A 15356-nucleotide genomic window follows, 5' to 3' on the forward strand; every position below is an offset into this window, starting at 1 on the left:
CTATAATTCGTTTTAATTTTCTTTGCGGAGGTAAAAATGGCTGCAGACAATAACTACAGTCTTGGACCGGTTCCTAACACTGCCAGAAAGGGTGTTGCATCATTAACCATGGTAATGTTGGGACTCACTTTCTTCTCCGCAAGTATGTGGACAGGCGGTTCGCTCGGTACCGGACTTTCTTTTGATGATTTCTTCCTCGCTGTTCTTATTGGTAACCTAATCCTCGGCATCTACACTTCTTTCCTCGGTTACATCGGCGCTTCTACTGGTCTCTCTACTCACCTCCTTGCTCGTTTCTCATTTGGCTCTAAAGGCTCTTGGCTCCCTTCCGCTCTTCTTGGCGGCACACAAGTTGGTTGGTTTGGTGTTGGCGTGGCTATGTTTGCAATTCCAGTAAACAAAGCAACAGGCATTGACACAAACACACTCATTATCATTTCTGGTCTACTCATGACTGCAACGGTTTACTTCGGTATCTCTGCACTAATGGTACTTTCAGCGATTGCAGTACCAGCGATTGCTCTGCTTGGTGGTTACTCAGTAGTCGAAGCGGTAAACAGCGTTGGTGGTGTAGCTGAGCTACAAAAAGTACAACCAGCGCAACCTATCGACTTTTCTGTAGCGCTAGCAATGGTCGTTGGCTCATTTGTCAGTGCAGGGACACTAACTGCAGACTTCGTACGTTTCGGCAAAAAGCCAAAAGGTGCCGTGATGGTCACAATGGTGGCATTCTTCATCGGTAACTCATTGATGTTCATCTTCGGTGCCGCAGGTGCCGCAGTAACCGGTCAATCAGACATTTCAGAAGTGATGATTGCGCAAGGTCTTCTTATCCCAGCTATCATCGTGCTTGGCTTAAACATCTGGACAACCAATGACAATGCGCTTTACGCATCAGGTCTAGGATTCTCCAACATCACAGGCTTGCCAAGTAAATACATCTCTATGGCAAACGGTTTAATAGGTACATTGTGCGCACTATGGCTGTACAATAACTTTGTAGGCTGGTTAACCTTCCTATCGCTTGCAATTCCACCAATTGGTGGCGTCATTATTGCGGACTTCTTCATGAACCGTAAACGTTACACAAATTTCGCAGCAGCAGAGTTCCAAACGGTCAACTGGGCTGGCATTATCGCGGTAGCGATTGGCGTTGCAGCAGGTCACTTCCTTCCGGGCGTAGTACCTGTGAACGCGGTACTAGGCGGCACAATCAGCTACCTGATTCTAAATCCTATTCTTAATAAAAAGACACTGGCACAGCAGCCAGCGTAAGGAACCATCATGACAACACTATTGATCAAGAACGCAACGCTTAAGGGACAGGAAGGTCTCCAGCAAATTTTGATTGAGGATGGTCAATTCAAGCGTATTGAAGACAATAATGTAGAACTAGATTACACAGGTGACACTCTTGATGCGGAGGGCGGCATGGCTGTCGCGCCATTCTGTGAGCCGCACATTCACCTAGACACCACGCAAACCGCTGGTGAGCCGAGCTGGAACATCTCTGGTACACTTTTCGAAGGTATCGAGCGTTGGGCTGAGCGCAAAGAAATGCTGTCGATTGAAGACGTAAAATCACGTGCGAAACAAACACTTAAGTGGCAAATTGCAAACGGTGTACAGCACGTTCGTACTCACGTTGACGTTTCTGACCCTACTCTAATTGCTCTAAAAGCAATGGTAGAAGTACGCGAAGAAATGAAAGAGTGGGTAGACATCCAAATCGTTGCGTTTCCACAAGAAGGCATTCTGTCTTATCCGAACGGCAAAGAATTGCTAGAAGAGGCAGTTCAGTTGGGTGCTGACGTTATTGGTGCTATTCCTCACTTTGAATTCACTCGTGAGTACGGCATCGAGTCTCTACACTACGTTTTCGAACTGGCACAGAAATACGACCGTTTGATCGACGTACACTGTGATGAGATCGATGACGAACAATCACGCTTTGTTGAAACGCTTGCAGCGCTAGCGCACAAGTTCAACATGGGTCACAAGGTAACCGCAAGCCATACAACGGCGATGGGCTCTTACAACGGTGCTTACGCATCTCGCCTGTTCCGCCTGCTACGCATGTCTGGCATCAACTTTGTTGCAAACCCATTGGTGAACATCCACCTTCAAGGTCGCTTCGATGATTACCCGAAACGCCGTGGTGTGACTCGTGTAAAAGAAATGCTGAACGCCAACATCAACGTATGTTTTGGTCACGATGACGTCTTTGATCCTTGGTACCCACTAGGCACTGCAAACATGCTGCAAGTTCTGCACATGGGTCTGCACGTATGTCAGGTAATGGGTTACGACCAAATCAACAACTCACTTGATCTGATCAGCACCAATTCAGCACGCACACTGAACATTCAAGACAAACACGGCATTGAAGCAGGTAAGCCAGGTAGCTTGCTTATCCTTCCTGCAGAAAATGGTTTTGATGCAGTGCGCCGCCAAGTACCTGTTCGCTACTCTGTTCGCCACGGTAAAGTCATTGCTGAAACTCAACCGGCAACAACGCACATTCACCTTGGTCAACAAGAGCAAGTAACGTACAAGCGTTAATCTCTAATCTGCACATACAAAAAAGGGTCTGACTTGCATCAGACCCTTTTTTATTTCTTTACGCGTTGCGTTAGCTGTCTACGGCAACTAATGACATTTCTTAGCAACGAGGGTGTATTCCCTAAATAAACAACCTTGCCATCTTGATCAATGATTGCAGGAACAACCTTTAAGCCTTTCATGTCTGCGCCGTATTCCACCAACTTACGCTCTAGCTCATATAAATCCTGCATAGCTTAGGCTCAATTTATAATTCTCAATTTCGCGTGAATGCTATCCCTCTGAAGGAGGATTAATATTGATCCAGATCACAAAATGGCGATCCAGTTTATGCTTGGCTCAAACATGAGACAGCACAAGCGATCTTGCGCTATTTCCACCATTTTAGATTGTTATCTGTTGTGATATTACTTCAAATTATATTTCAGAATATAGATAGTTTACGTAATAAATATTTGCACTCGTGTTGAACAAGCACTAAAGTTAGCAAGTTAGTTGAGCTTTATATTAAAAAGCCAAAAATCGCCCAAAGTAGATTTACCACTAACAACGTCAAAATTAGTGCTTATAAAATAAAAGAATAAAACCATATAGGGTCAACAGCGATGTTGGCCCTTTTCTTTATCTCTTTTTTATCGAGCTATTCAGTTAAGATTTGAGCTTTTTAATAAAAATTATTTACATGTGATAACTGACGGTTATCAGCGAGATAAGTGGATTCACAATCAAACAGCGTTCAATAATAGCTCCGAACCAAACATCTCGGAGTGAACACATGAACATTTTCAACAAAACAACATTGGTCGCGGCGCTATCTCTTCCCCTACTTGCAGGATGCGTGACTCCGGGAGAAGACGATCCAAATGCATTAACAAAACAAGGAGCCGCTGGCGGTGCACTTCTCGGTCTTACTATGGGCGCATTAACTGGCGACGCAGAGCTTGCAATGAAAGGCGCTGTCGCAGGTGGTGTTGCTGGCGGAGTAGCAGGAGCTGGCGCAGATATTCACAACAATCGAGAAAACATTCGCCATGATAGCCGTAACGAAGCGATTGGTGGCATCAATGGCGGTCAGAATACAGCAACCACCAACGCACCTCAGCAATGGCAAGAAATCGATAACTTTGTTGGGGATTGGAACGTAAACATCCAAAACCACAATCGCGATTTTAAAGGCTTAGACGGCTTACAAGCGCACGGTTCTCTGGCGAAAACAACAGAAGCAAATATTAAGGTGACCAACTCGCAAGGTGTTGACCTTAATGCCGCATTCACGTTCGACCAACAAGCTGGCTATCAATTGACATTAACTAACCAAGCAAAAGATGTATCGGTCGCATTTGCAGGCGAGCAACAAGCGCAAAGCAATCGCTACAACTTTTATCCGATGAACATTAACGACGTTATCTATCAAGGAATTCCAACCGGTGATGTACGTGTGGAACTAGGTTTCGCAGGTCCAAACGTTTGGACCATCGATAGCTATGCATACATCGACGGAGCAGAGCAAAAAGTGCAGACGTTCCGCTTCACTCGTACACAATAAAACGACAACGTATTCATCGTAACATCGCAATAACAACGTCTCATTTGGCAATTTAATAAAGGCTTAGGCATACTCTGTCTAAGCCTTTATTTTTTAGAAGAAATCCATGTCTCAACTCAATACATCAGAGCTCAACCGATTTGAGTCTCAGTTCCTTCAATTTATGCAACAAGAGATGCAAACCGATGCGGCTCACGACCTCAGCCATGTCCGCCGCGTAGTCAAGACAGCTCGCCAACTTGCACTTCAAGAAGGCGCTGAGTTAGCAGTTGTGTTACCCGCAGCCTATTTGCATGATTGTTTCACCTATCCCAAAGATCACCTAAACCGTAAACAAAGCTCCGCTATTGCGGCAACCAAAGCCATTTCGTTTCTTGAAAGTATCGATTACCCTGCTCAATACCATGACGCCATTGCCCACGCGATCGAATCGCACAGTTTTAGCGCCAATATTACGCCGAATACTTTGGAAGCTCAGGTCGTCCAAGACGCAGACCGCTTAGATGCGCTTGGCGCTATTGGCGTTACACGCTGTATTCAAGTCAGCACGCTATTTGATGCCACCTTGTATAACGAACAGGATATGTTTGCAGAGCATCGAGAACTGGAAGATAAACGATTCACCATCGATCACTTCCAAACCAAACTGTTTAAAATTGTAGATACGATGAACACCAAAGCGGCGTATGAAGAAGCTGTGAAGCGTAAAGCGTTTATGCAATCTTACTTAGAACAGTTGCGCCAAGAAGTAGAAGGTTAATATGTCGGAAAGTCACAACCTAATTAAAGAGCTTAAACGCCAGCTCAAGTTGTCCGGTATACACTATGTCGATGTAGCAAAACACTTGGGCTTAAGCGAAGGTTCCGTAAAGCGCTTATTGGCAGAAGGCAGTCAAATTAGCCTCGATCGGTTGGAGCGAATCTGTCAACTAATTGGTTTGGAAATGGCAGAATTGTTTAAGCTATCAGCGGCACGTAACAAAGGGCTGGAATCGCTCACGTTAGAACAAGAAAAGCAGCTGGTCGACGATAAAGGCTTGTTGCTTGTTGCGGTATGTGTGGTTAATGGTTATCGCTTCGAGCAAATCATCGAGCAATACACCTTTGATGAATTGGAGCTCATACAAAAGCTCGCACAACTCGACCGCCTCGATATCATTGACTTGCTACCAGGCAATAAGATTCGTCTACGTATCTCCCCGACTTTTCGTTGGCACACTGGCGGTCCTATTCAGCGTTTCTTCCAACAACAAGTTCAAGATGCCTTCTTCCAAAGCTATTTCTCCGCCGAAGATGAAAAACTGGTGATGGCGACGGGGCTGATGAGCTTGCCAACAAACAAAAAGATGCAACAGAAGCTACAGAAGGTCATTGATGAGTTTTACCAAATCTGCCAAAGCGACGACTCATTAGACATGAACGAGAAACACGGTACTTCTCTAGTGATTGCCATGCGTCGCTGGACATTTCCGCTGTTTAAGCCTTGGGAACGTAAATAGGGACTACCTGATGCTCGATAAACTCAAAAGCCTATCTATCAAGACAAGACCTGTTCTCCCTTTATTCGTGTTAATTGCATTTGGTGGTTTTGCTGTGTTCGTTACCACGCTTCTGCAACTTTCCAATATGGTTAAAGAGTCTTATCTGATTCCGAGTGGTGTAGCGGCTTTATGGGCTCTTGCCGCTTGGGTGATGATCTCAAGCTTTCAGCATGTTCCAGAGCTTACGCCAAGCCTTGGCTTTTTCAAACGAATGAAAGCTCGCATGGTACGTCTGTTTTTTTATCTCATTGCTTTGGGCTTTATAGGATTGTCTGGCTTCATCCTATTTGTCACATTGAGAATGCTCAGTGTCTGGTTCCGACACTAAATTCATACTCGTAATACATAAAAGCACCAATTCGTATCAAATCACGAATTTATGCAATCAAAAGTAGCATTAAGTGTTACTTTTGGTTTCTCATAACGTAACTCTTTTCTTCACACTGGCTTCCTAAAGCCAAGCCTTTAAAGTGCTCCCATCTCAACGCTATTTCGCCTTTACGGAGCCAGCATGTTTCTCACTAAACGATTCTTCCCTTATTTCGTCACTCAGTGCCTTGGTGCACTGAACGACAATATCTACAAAAATGTTCTTTTACTGATGGTGACGTACAGCCAAATTGACTCACTGCCAATGTCGGTTGACCTTTTTGTTAACCTTGCTGCTGGCTTGTTTATCCTTCCCTTTTTTCTGTTTTCTGCCCACGCGGGTGCGATTGCAGACAACATGGACAAAGCAAAATTGATCCGCCGCTTAAAACTTATTGAATTAGTGATCATGAGTTGCGCTGCGACTGCCATTATGACGCAGAGTGCTATCCTGATGCTCGTCCTCCTCTTCATGACTGGTACTCAATCGGCTTATTTCGGTCCAGTGAAATACGCTCTACTTCCTCAAGCGCTAAAGTCGAATGAACTAGTGAAAGGTAACGCTTGGGTTGAGATGGGGACTTTCCTTTCGATTCTGATTGGTACATTAAGCGCTGGTCTATTACTCGCAGTTCCAAACGGCATGATTATCGCCTCTTGCATTGTGATTACGCTATCTCTGCTTGGTCTGTTAAGCAGCGCTAACATCCCTTCTCTGCCAAGTAAGAAAAGTGACAAAGTAAAGTTCGAGCCTATTACTGGTTTGAAGAAAACGCTCAAACTGGCACAAAAACAACGCGGTATTTGGATGTCGATTCTAGCCATCAGTTGGTTCTGGTTTATGGGCGCAACTTACCTGACCCAATTTCCAAATTTTGCTCGCGAACACTTATTCGCAGACAGCACTGTGGTTTCTCTATTATTGGCTCTATTTTCAATTGGTATCGCTACGGGTTCATGGCTATGTGAGAAGTTGTCTTTCAATCAAGTAGAACTGGGCATTCTGCCATTTGGTATTTTGGGCTTAACAATTTTCAGTGCAGACCTTTTATGGGCGGTGCCTGCAATCGAATCTTTTCCAAGTCAGTATTACGCTATACATAACTTTGTTACTCAGTCTTCGCATATTCGAGTGATGATCGATTTGTTCTTGGTTGGTGTGAGCGGCGGTGTGTTTATTGTTCCCCTTTATGCGTTTATCCAATCACGCTCTGAAGAAGGCGAATGTGCTCAATCTATTGCAGCCAATAACATAATGAATGCACTATTTATGGTCGCTTCTGCTGCTGTTTCAATCTTGATCTTAAGTGTTTTAGAGTTCTCTATCGTTGAACTGTTTGCCATTTTGGCCGTCGGTAACTTCATCGTAGCTGTCTACGTTTACCGCCAAGTACCTGAGTTTACTCAGCGCTTTGTTAGCTACTTACTAAGCCACTGTTTGTACCGAGTATCCGTAACTGGTCGTCAGCACATCCCAGAGCAAGGTGCAGCCCTGATTGTGGCAAACCATGTGAGCTATGTAGATGCTTTGATTCTAATGGGCACATCAACCCGCCCAGTGCGATTTGTGATGGACAAATCAATCAGCGAGCTGCCTGTTCTTAAATACGTCTTCCGCCATGCTGGCGTCATCCCAATTTGCTCTCCACGCAAATGCGCAGAGACTTACAAAAAAGCTTTCGAACAGATTGAGCAGGCTCTTAGTAACGATGAAGTTGTTTGTATCTTCCCTGAAGGTCGCTTGACCTCAAATGGCGAACTAGGCGAGTTCAGACCCGGTGTTGAAAAGATTTTAAAGCGTACACCTGTACCCGTGATTCCAATGGCGTTAAAAGGCTTATGGGGATCTTTCTTCAGTCACAAAAATGGACATGCGTTAACTAAACGCCCTACTCGCTTTTGGTCTCGTATCGAAGTCAATATCGGTGAGTTATTGCAACCAGCCACACTAGATCGCCATTTGTTACAAAAAGAAGTGCAAGATTTGCTAATTCGCTGACAGTAGCCCTGTGGAGAATTTAGTAGGATAAAATCAACATCATAAATCTAGGAGGTATTATGAAAATCATCATCTTACATGGTCTTTATATGCATGGGCTGGTCATGCAGCCTCTTAGCCAAAAGCTTAGAAAGCTGGGCTACGAGACCCAAGTATTGAGTTACAACACGGTTTCAATTAATGAAGAATCGCTATTTAACTCCATCGACAAAGCGCTTAACCCGTTGACTGCTAATGTGTTAGTGGGTCATAGCCTAGGAGGCTTGATGATTAAACGATACCTCGCAAGCAGAAAACCATCGACAAGCCTCGTTTCTCACGTTGTTGCAATTGGCTCACCGCTGAAAGGCGCTTCCATCGTGACTCGCATTCAGGATTTAGGTTTAGGTGCGATTCTTGGTAACTCACCATACCATGGTCTGAATAAGCACGAGGACAGTTGGACTTTCCCACAAAAGCTTGGCAGCATCGCTGGCACGATGGCAATTGGTGCGAGACCCATTCTAATGCACAGAGACAACACCATGTCTGACGGTACGGTTACTGTCGATGAGACACGCTTAGAGGGCATGCAAGACCATATTGAGACCAAACAAACTCATACCAGCCTTATATACAACACCTACGTGCCTGCACAGATTGATCACTTTATCAAAACTGATCACTTCAGCCGATAGCGCACTTTTCCATCAAGTAGTTGCAATCTACTTTTCAAGCCAAGGCGTTCGCAGTACTATCCCTACTCCGACCACTCATTTGAGTGTCGGAGTTTTTTACTTCTGACCATATTGGTTGGATTCAATGTTCTCAGGGCGGGGCGAAATTCCCCACCGGCGGTATACTCTTTTGAGTGAGCCCGCGAGCGCTCGATTCGTCGAGGTCAGCAGATCTGGTGAGATGCCAGAGCCGACGGTTATAGTCCGGATGAAAGAGAATAAGAAAACATCAGCGTTTTCCTCAACGTTCTTTGTTGATGAACACTGGTGCACTTCTTTTTGGATCGCATTTTTATTGCGTGGGTTTGTGCCAACTTACCGTTGGCGGCTCAGCGCATGCATAAAATGTGACGATCCCTCATACCGCCCTGATTCTGGTGATATTTAGGAGTTAACCATGAATCAGTCATCACTACTTGCCGAATTTGGCGACCCAATTACTCGCGTTGAAAACGCACTTATCGCACTTAAAGAAGGTCGTGGCGTACTTCTTCTCGACGATGAAGATCGTGAAAACGAAGGCGACATCATTTATTCCGTAGAGCACTTAACCAATGAGCAAATGGCTCTTATGATCCGCGAATGCAGCGGTATTGTTTGTCTGTGTCTGACCGATGCTCAAGCAGACAAGTTGGAACTGCCACCAATGGTTGTAAACAACAACAGCGCAAACCAAACGGCTTTCACGGTTTCTATTGAAGCAAAACATGGTGTAACAACTGGCGTTTCTGCCGCTGACCGCGTGACGACCATCAAAACAGCTGCTAATCCAAATGCAAAACCAGACGACTTGGCTCGTCCTGGTCACGTGTTCCCGCTGCGCGCTCGTCCTGGTGGCGTAATGACTCGCCGTGGTCACACAGAAGGCACTATCGATCTAATGCAAATGGCAGGTTTGCAGCCTGCTGGCGTGTTATGTGAGGTGACAAATCCAGATGGCACTATGGCAAAAACACCAGAGATCGTCGCGTTTGGTCGTTTACACAACATGCCAGTACTGACCATCGAAGATATGGTTGCTTACCGTAATCAATTTGATTTGAAGCTAGCGTAATCAACACGTATTTGCTCTAGTAAAAAGCCGCTGAACTCAGCGGCTTTTTTGATCGATTTGGTTCCTTTTCTAGTAGTTATACTTAGTAAAAATAAAAGGAATCAACATCATGAAAGGAATTACTCGCAGCGCACTTATCGCGACACTACTCTCCACCAGCTCTTTGACTTTTGCATCGAGTTGCCCAGATATCTTGCAAGGTAAGCAACGACTTCTCAATTCAACAGAAGAAATAGCCCTGTGTGATGCCTTTAAAGGCAAAACACTATTGGTTGTGAACACCGCGAGCCAATGCGGCTTCACTCCCCAATTCGAGCAACTGGAACAGCTACACCAAACGTACAAAGATCAAAACTTTTCAGTTGTCGGCTTTCCTAGTAACGACTTTCGTCAAGACCGTGGTAGCGAAGAGAAGACCGCAAAAATCTGTTACCTCGACTATGGTGTCACCTTCCCTATGATGGCTAAAACGTCTGTCCTAGGTGAGGATGCAAATCCAGTATTTACCCAGATCAGTACCCAAGCGGGCATTACACCGAAATGGAACTTCTACAAGTTCTTGATCAATAAAGAAGGCAAAGTCGTCGCGACCTTCCCAAGCTCAACCTCTCCAACAAGTACTACGCTTACTAACATGATTGAACAGCAACTGTAAGGAAGGCTGCTATGACAACCACACGTACGACGATGTTGCAATTGGGTTATTTGGGGCTGTTGCCATTTCTGTTCAGCTTGGTTCTCATCGTTACGGAAAGAACTTTGTTTAACTTGTCTGGGGAACAATTTTTTATCGCTTACAGTGCAGTGATTTTGAGTTTTCTCTCAGGGGTACTTTGGGGCAATGCTATTGATCATTTTTATCACCGCTTGAGTCGCAATGCATTGGTGCTCAGTAATTTATTTGTACTACTCGCTTGGGGAGCGCTACTACAAGGTAACAAACACTATTTGATTGCAACTCTGTTATTGGCTGCTGGTTACATTGCCGTTTGGTACGCGGAAAAGCTGATTCGGAAAATAGAAAAAGAGGCGGAGCCAAAAGGTTACCAGATGATGCGAGGCAAGCTCACGACAGGCGTAGTGCTCATGCATGGGTTGGTTTTAATTGCATAATCTGGTCTGTCCACCTACCAGATCACAAAATTACTGTTGTTATATAAAACAATGTTCATTTCGTGAACCTATAGCAATTTTGAACACTGTTTTGTTCCAATTATGAACAGGCAAGCATATAAGTACTCAAAAGCATTCACAAAGGATATGAATATGTTTTTTCGTAAACTTCTTTTTAGTACTGCAGTTATCAACGCAACAGCAGGTTGCGTGTCTTACCAAGCTCATCAAGCTGCGGTCAATACGGTGAATAACACTGGCGTGGTTTTAAATACCGTGGTGAAAACCACTATAGCCCAACCTTGTAACGTTGCCGTCACCATGGCGAGCTTGTTTTACCCAAACGCGATCTTTATGACCGATATGCCAACAGCAGCTTGCACAGCCGTCCTACGCTAAAGCGAACAAAACAAAAAAATGGCGACCTCATTGGTCGCCATTTTTCATTTTATAATTAAAGCGTTAGTAAGTAGTTTACCAACTTGTTGTACTCATCGTAGCTTCGGATTTCGTTCGGTAATACGATGTACTTGTTGTTAACAACCACCCCCGGAACACCAGTCAACGTACTTTGCTTAAACTGCTTATCGAAACCCTTTTGCATCGAGTTTACGGCAAAGCTGTTGTATGCCGCATCAAATTTCTTACCATCTACCCCATTGTCCACAAAGATTTGCTTCAATTCAGCTTCATTTTGAGGTGCTTGACGTTTCTGGTGAATTTGAGCAAACATCGCCGGTACCATCGTCTTCTCTACGCCCAAAGACACCATTGTCGCGTATGACTTCGCCATCGGCACCGCCATATTGCCGCCCATAAATGCGACATGTACTTTCTCAAAACTCGCGTCTTTTGGTAGCGATGGTTTTAGGTTATCGATGACTGATTCAAATTTGTAACAGTGTGGGCAATAGAAAGAGAAAAATTCGGTTACTGTCGGTTTCTTCGACTTCTCTACGTCCAACACTTTGTAATGTTTACCCGCTTCAAATTGCGCAGCGTGAGCAGTGAATGCCAGTAATAGAGTGCTACAAAGAGCAAATAGCTTTTTCATGTTTGATTCCTTCAGGCACACGTGTGCCGTATTCATTAGTGAGTTTTTAAAAAGCCCAGCAGGGCTGGTTTGTGATGAATAAAAGGATCAAACAATAGGAGGACGGTAAGGTTTATAAACCACAGTCACTGCTTTCGGTGTGGGTGATTTATCGATCAGTGCGAGGCTATGCGGGAGCAAGATGACATCATCTTGCAAAAGGTTAGTTGGAATTTTCACGATACAGGAAGAGCTGCAACTGGTATGTGCTTGCTGCCCTTTTTCCATCAAGTGATCACTATGGTGCGACTCGATGCAATCCTTATTATCTACACCCATTTTTTGATGAAGTTCAGCGACAGGGTCTTTGTTTGAACTCACATCAATTGGTGCCGTTGCTGCACGCACACTCGACACGACACCCGTTAGCAACATGGCTAATAGACAAAGCATTGTCGTCAGGAATGTACGGTTAAAACTCGGCATACAACTTCTTCAAAATATGGTGAATCTTCATCATACAGAATCCTTCTTTTCATACAAGCCAATCACTTAGTAGCACGTTCACAAACCAGAGGATTCTGACACTCGATACCGACTGCAATGCCGATAACACTTGAAATCCTTATGAAACCTGAGTAATAGTTAGATCAGTTTTTGTACAAACAAGGAAAGATTAATGCTTAAAAAGAGATTCTTTAAAACAAAAGACGAAGTCGAAGTCACGTTCGAGCTAGACAAAAACCAGTGGGAGTCGATTCAAATTGCAGGCGACTTTAACAACTGGCAACCAGAACCAATGAAGCTCGTGAAGAAAAGTGGACAGTTTAAATTTAAAACACGCTTGCCGAAAGAACAGAATATTCAGTTCCGTTACCTATTTAACGAAGCTGAGTGGGAAAACGACCCACAAGCGGATGCCTACGTACCAAATGGTTTTGGCAGTGATAACAGTGTCGTGTGCACTCAAGAGCAACCAGCTTAATCACACAGACAGAAAAGATAGGCGTACTCAGTGCGCCTTTTTTATCGCCAATTTTTCATCGAGTTACCATTAATTGTTGCCATACAACAACAGTGTTTTACCCAAAGTGATATATATCAACAAAAGCTATTTCCTTAATATACCCACATCGCAGCGAGATAGATGTTCTTAACTAAAAGCTGCTCTCATACAAAAGCAACTCTCAAACAAAGAGATGAAGGAAACAAAAGATGAAAAAACTGATTGTAATTACAGGTGCAAGTTCTGGTATCGGTGAAGCAATTGCCCGTCGTCTAAGCGATGAAGGTCACCCACTTCTTCTTCTTGCTCGTCGTGTAGAACGTTTGGAAGCCCTAAACCTGCCAAACACGCTATGTGAGAAAGTAGACGTAACAGACAAGTCTTCATTTGAAGCTGCGATTGCGAAAGCGGAAGAGAAATTTGGTCCAGCTGATGCACTAGTAAACAACGCAGGTGTGATGCTACTTGGTCAAATTGACACACAAGATGCATCAGAATGGAAACGCATGTTCGACGTGAACGTACTTGGTCTGCTAAACGGCATGCAGTCTGTGCTTGCACCAATGAAATCACGTAACAGCGGTACTATCATCAACATCAGCTCAATCGCAGGCAAAAAAACGTTCCCTGATCACGCAGCTTACTGTGGTACTAAATTTGCGGTTCACGCGATTTCTGAAAACGTTCGTGAAGAAGTCGCAGCATCGAATGTTCGTGTAACAACAATTGCCCCAGGTGCGGTAGAAACCGAACTGCTTTCTCACACAACATCGCAAGAAATCAAAGATGGTTACGGCGCATGGAAAGAGGACATGGGCGGCGTTCTTGCTGCTGATGACATCGCACGTGCAGTTGTATTTGCTTACCAGCAGCCACAAAACGTTTGCATCCGTGAAATTGCATTAGCACCAACTAAGCAACAGCCTTAATCTATACGATTTTAAGACGACGAAATTCAAAAAGCGGCTTCAAAGCCGCTTTTTCTCTTTATGTAATCAACGCTCTTCATGTAATCAACAATCTTCGGTAAATGAGGCGACCGTAACGCTACCGCCGGAGACAGCATCTTTGTAATAAACGTAGCATTTCTTGTGCCACACGTTATCTTTCCTAAAGCCAATAAACGCTTCCCTTCCCGCCGCATCACTGCCTTTGTTTGTAACGTAAACTTGCTCAGCATCGATATTAAAGCTTCGCAAAACATTATCTCGGTGTGCAGTGGGATACCCATTACAGGTATAAATGTCATCGATATAGGTATAACACTGGTTTTCAAGGCCTTGAGTCAGGGCCTTAGAGAACACAATATCCGAGCCTGTTTTCATCACCGCTTCGATTTCTTTTAATTTTGCCACGCGTCCATCACTAAAAAAACCTAAAATTCGAGGTGCAGAAGTGACAGACACGAGGGCCAATACAACGACAACAATAACCAGCTCTAACAAAGTAAACCCTTTGCTTCTCCTCATAATCTATCTCTCTACAAATCCAAGCAAGCCACCAAAGTAATGAAGAAAATTATTTCATAACCACACAGCCGCCACGTAAGCGTTTGTAAGAGGTCGTGCACTTCGTAGACAAAAAAGCCGAGCTGTTGCTTGCTCGGCTCAATCGGCTAACGCTGAAGAAGAAACCTTCTTTACTTCCTCGGCTTAATCGTTCGATAAGCCACATCAGTTAGGTAGTCATTTAGGCGATGTGATGCCGTGACCGCTTCCTCGGCATCAGTATGGCTGACAGCGCGTAAAACGGCAGCATGAAGAGAAGATGCTTCAACCAAATCTGAGTCTTGGTTTTTAAATGCAAACCAAAAGCGACGGGATAAACCTTGTAGTGGTGCCATCGCTAACTGTAGATATTCATTACATGCAGCTTTGACGAGCAAGGTATGGATTTCTTTAAGTAAAGACGCGTAAAGCAGGTCATCTTTGTTTTCTGCACAAGCTTCTAACTGTTCAGCCAACATTAACATCTGCTGCTTCTCTTCAACACTTGCTCGCGAGGCAGCGTAGTTGACACATAAGGCTTCAATGTCGCGACGGACTTCTAGGATCTTTAGTTGGCTCTCGACAGAGATTGCTGGGATTTGAATTCCACGTCGCGGGTGGATCTCAACCATACATTCATAAGCCAATCTTTGTAAAGCTTCTCGAACTGGCGTTCGCCCAAGCTCTAACTCTTCTGCCAACTGCTTTTCACTGACCATACTCCCTGGTTCTAATTCGCGGAAGATGATCATTTTTTCAAGTTTGCTGTATGCAACCTCTGTCTTATTGACTGAATTTACGGTCATTCTCGTTCCTATTCCATTGATCAATCTTTTAGTGAGCAATCTCACGATAAGAAGTTTTGCCATTGTACCAAAAAAAGAAATACGAATATATTAAAAACATACAACTGATATATCAGATGAACAT

The 15356-nt window shown here is 44.3% G+C and carries 19 protein-coding genes and 1 riboswitch; of the genes, 14 read left to right on the forward strand and 5 right to left on the reverse strand.

What is annotated here, in order from left to right; genetic code table 11:
* Positions 1 to 36: 36 nt before the first annotated feature.
* Both codB and VHA02S_RS06535 read left to right on the forward strand, forming a co-directional pair.
* Positions 37 to 1275 (forward strand): cytosine permease, encoded by a 1239-nt coding sequence (gene codB, locus VHA02S_RS06530; protein WP_038899256.1) that lies wholly within the window; start codon positions 37 to 39, stop codon positions 1273 to 1275.
* Positions 1276 to 1284: 9 nt separating this feature from the next.
* Positions 1285 to 2562 carry a cytosine deaminase gene (locus VHA02S_RS06535; protein ID WP_009696249.1) on the forward strand — a complete coding sequence of 426 codons (1278 nt, stop codon included), beginning with the start codon at positions 1285 to 1287 and terminating at the stop codon, positions 2560 to 2562.
* A gap of 50 nt (positions 2563 to 2612) precedes the next feature.
* Here the strand turns inward: VHA02S_RS06535 and VHA02S_RS06540 are convergent, their stop codons facing one another.
* Positions 2613 to 2795: a hypothetical protein gene (locus tag VHA02S_RS06540; protein ID WP_005453531.1), complete on the reverse strand. Its 183-nt coding sequence runs from the start codon at positions 2793 to 2795 to the stop codon at positions 2613 to 2615.
* Positions 2796 to 3337: 542 nt separating this feature from the next.
* Between VHA02S_RS06540 and VHA02S_RS06545 the strand changes: the two genes are divergently transcribed.
* The 10 genes from VHA02S_RS06545 (at position 3338) to VHA02S_RS06590 (ending at position 11299) form a co-directional block, all read left to right on the forward strand.
* Positions 3338 to 4108 (forward strand): YMGG-like glycine zipper-containing protein, encoded by a 771-nt coding sequence (locus VHA02S_RS06545; RefSeq protein ID WP_009696250.1) that lies wholly within the window; start codon positions 3338 to 3340, stop codon positions 4106 to 4108.
* Between the two features lie 106 nt (positions 4109 to 4214).
* Positions 4215 to 4868 (forward strand): HD domain-containing protein, encoded by a 654-nt coding sequence (locus VHA02S_RS06550; protein ID WP_038899255.1) that lies wholly within the window; start codon positions 4215 to 4217, stop codon positions 4866 to 4868.
* 1 nt (position 4869) lies between these two features.
* Positions 4870 to 5607, forward strand: a complete 738-nt coding sequence (locus tag VHA02S_RS06555; RefSeq protein WP_038899254.1) for a helix-turn-helix domain-containing protein — start codon at positions 4870 to 4872, stop codon at positions 5605 to 5607.
* 10 nt (positions 5608 to 5617) lie between these two features.
* Entirely contained in the window at positions 5618 to 5977 is a 360-nt protein-coding gene (locus tag VHA02S_RS06560) for a hypothetical protein (RefSeq protein ID WP_038899253.1), read from the forward strand.
* 183 nt (positions 5978 to 6160) lie between these two features.
* Positions 6161 to 8017: an MFS transporter gene (locus tag VHA02S_RS06565; RefSeq protein WP_038899252.1), complete on the forward strand. Its 1857-nt coding sequence runs from the start codon at positions 6161 to 6163 to the stop codon at positions 8015 to 8017.
* A gap of 59 nt (positions 8018 to 8076) precedes the next feature.
* Entirely contained in the window at positions 8077 to 8694 is a 618-nt protein-coding gene (locus tag VHA02S_RS06570) for a lipase family protein (protein WP_005453520.1), read from the forward strand.
* Positions 8695 to 8816: 122 nt separating this feature from the next.
* Positions 8817 to 8957, forward strand: a riboswitch (FMN riboswitch).
* Positions 8958 to 9130: 173 nt separating this feature from the next.
* On the forward strand, positions 9131 to 9787 hold the full coding sequence (ribB, locus tag VHA02S_RS06575; RefSeq protein WP_005453519.1) for a 3,4-dihydroxy-2-butanone-4-phosphate synthase: 657 nt from the start codon (positions 9131 to 9133) through the stop codon (positions 9785 to 9787).
* A 109-nt stretch (positions 9788 to 9896) separates the two neighbouring features.
* Entirely contained in the window at positions 9897 to 10442 is a 546-nt protein-coding gene (locus VHA02S_RS06580) for a glutathione peroxidase (protein ID WP_009696257.1), read from the forward strand.
* Positions 10443 to 10453: 11 nt separating this feature from the next.
* On the forward strand, positions 10454 to 10900 hold the full coding sequence (locus VHA02S_RS06585; RefSeq protein WP_005453517.1) for a DUF3429 domain-containing protein: 447 nt from the start codon (positions 10454 to 10456) through the stop codon (positions 10898 to 10900).
* A 153-nt stretch (positions 10901 to 11053) separates the two neighbouring features.
* Positions 11054 to 11299 (forward strand): hypothetical protein, encoded by a 246-nt coding sequence (locus VHA02S_RS06590; RefSeq protein ID WP_005453516.1) that lies wholly within the window; start codon positions 11054 to 11056, stop codon positions 11297 to 11299.
* A gap of 55 nt (positions 11300 to 11354) precedes the next feature.
* On the opposite strand, the gene VHA02S_RS06595 is transcribed toward VHA02S_RS06590, so the two are convergent.
* Both VHA02S_RS06595 and VHA02S_RS06600 read right to left on the reverse strand, forming a co-directional pair.
* Positions 11355 to 11954, reverse strand: coding sequence for a thiol:disulfide interchange protein DsbA/DsbL (locus VHA02S_RS06595; RefSeq protein ID WP_005453513.1), 600 nt, complete (start codon positions 11952 to 11954; stop codon positions 11355 to 11357).
* A gap of 87 nt (positions 11955 to 12041) precedes the next feature.
* Positions 12042 to 12419 (reverse strand): hypothetical protein, encoded by a 378-nt coding sequence (locus tag VHA02S_RS06600; protein ID WP_017188701.1) that lies wholly within the window; start codon positions 12417 to 12419, stop codon positions 12042 to 12044.
* Positions 12420 to 12612: 193 nt separating this feature from the next.
* On the opposite strand from VHA02S_RS06600, the gene VHA02S_RS06605 reads away from it, so the two are divergent.
* Entirely contained in the window at positions 12613 to 12918 is a 306-nt protein-coding gene (locus VHA02S_RS06605) for an isoamylase early set domain-containing protein (RefSeq protein WP_009696260.1), read from the forward strand.
* Positions 12919 to 13148: 230 nt separating this feature from the next.
* Complete coding sequence (locus VHA02S_RS06610; protein WP_005453507.1) at positions 13149 to 13868, forward strand: SDR family oxidoreductase; 720 nt, start codon at positions 13149 to 13151, stop codon at positions 13866 to 13868.
* A gap of 84 nt (positions 13869 to 13952) precedes the next feature.
* Here VHA02S_RS06610 and VHA02S_RS06615 read toward each other — a convergent pair whose 3' ends face one another.
* Both VHA02S_RS06615 and VHA02S_RS06620 read right to left on the reverse strand, forming a co-directional pair.
* Positions 13953 to 14408: a prepilin-type N-terminal cleavage/methylation domain-containing protein gene (locus VHA02S_RS06615; RefSeq protein WP_038899251.1), complete on the reverse strand. Its 456-nt coding sequence runs from the start codon at positions 14406 to 14408 to the stop codon at positions 13953 to 13955.
* Positions 14409 to 14578: 170 nt separating this feature from the next.
* A complete protein-coding gene (locus VHA02S_RS06620) occupies positions 14579 to 15232 on the reverse strand; it encodes a GntR family transcriptional regulator (protein WP_005453503.1) in 654 nt (217 codons plus the stop codon).
* Positions 15233 to 15356: the final 124 nt, after the last annotated feature.

This window comes from Vibrio harveyi NBRC 15634 = ATCC 14126 = KCTC 12724, from assembly GCF_001591145.1.
Lineage (GTDB): Bacteria > Pseudomonadota > Gammaproteobacteria > Enterobacterales > Vibrionaceae > Vibrio > Vibrio harveyi.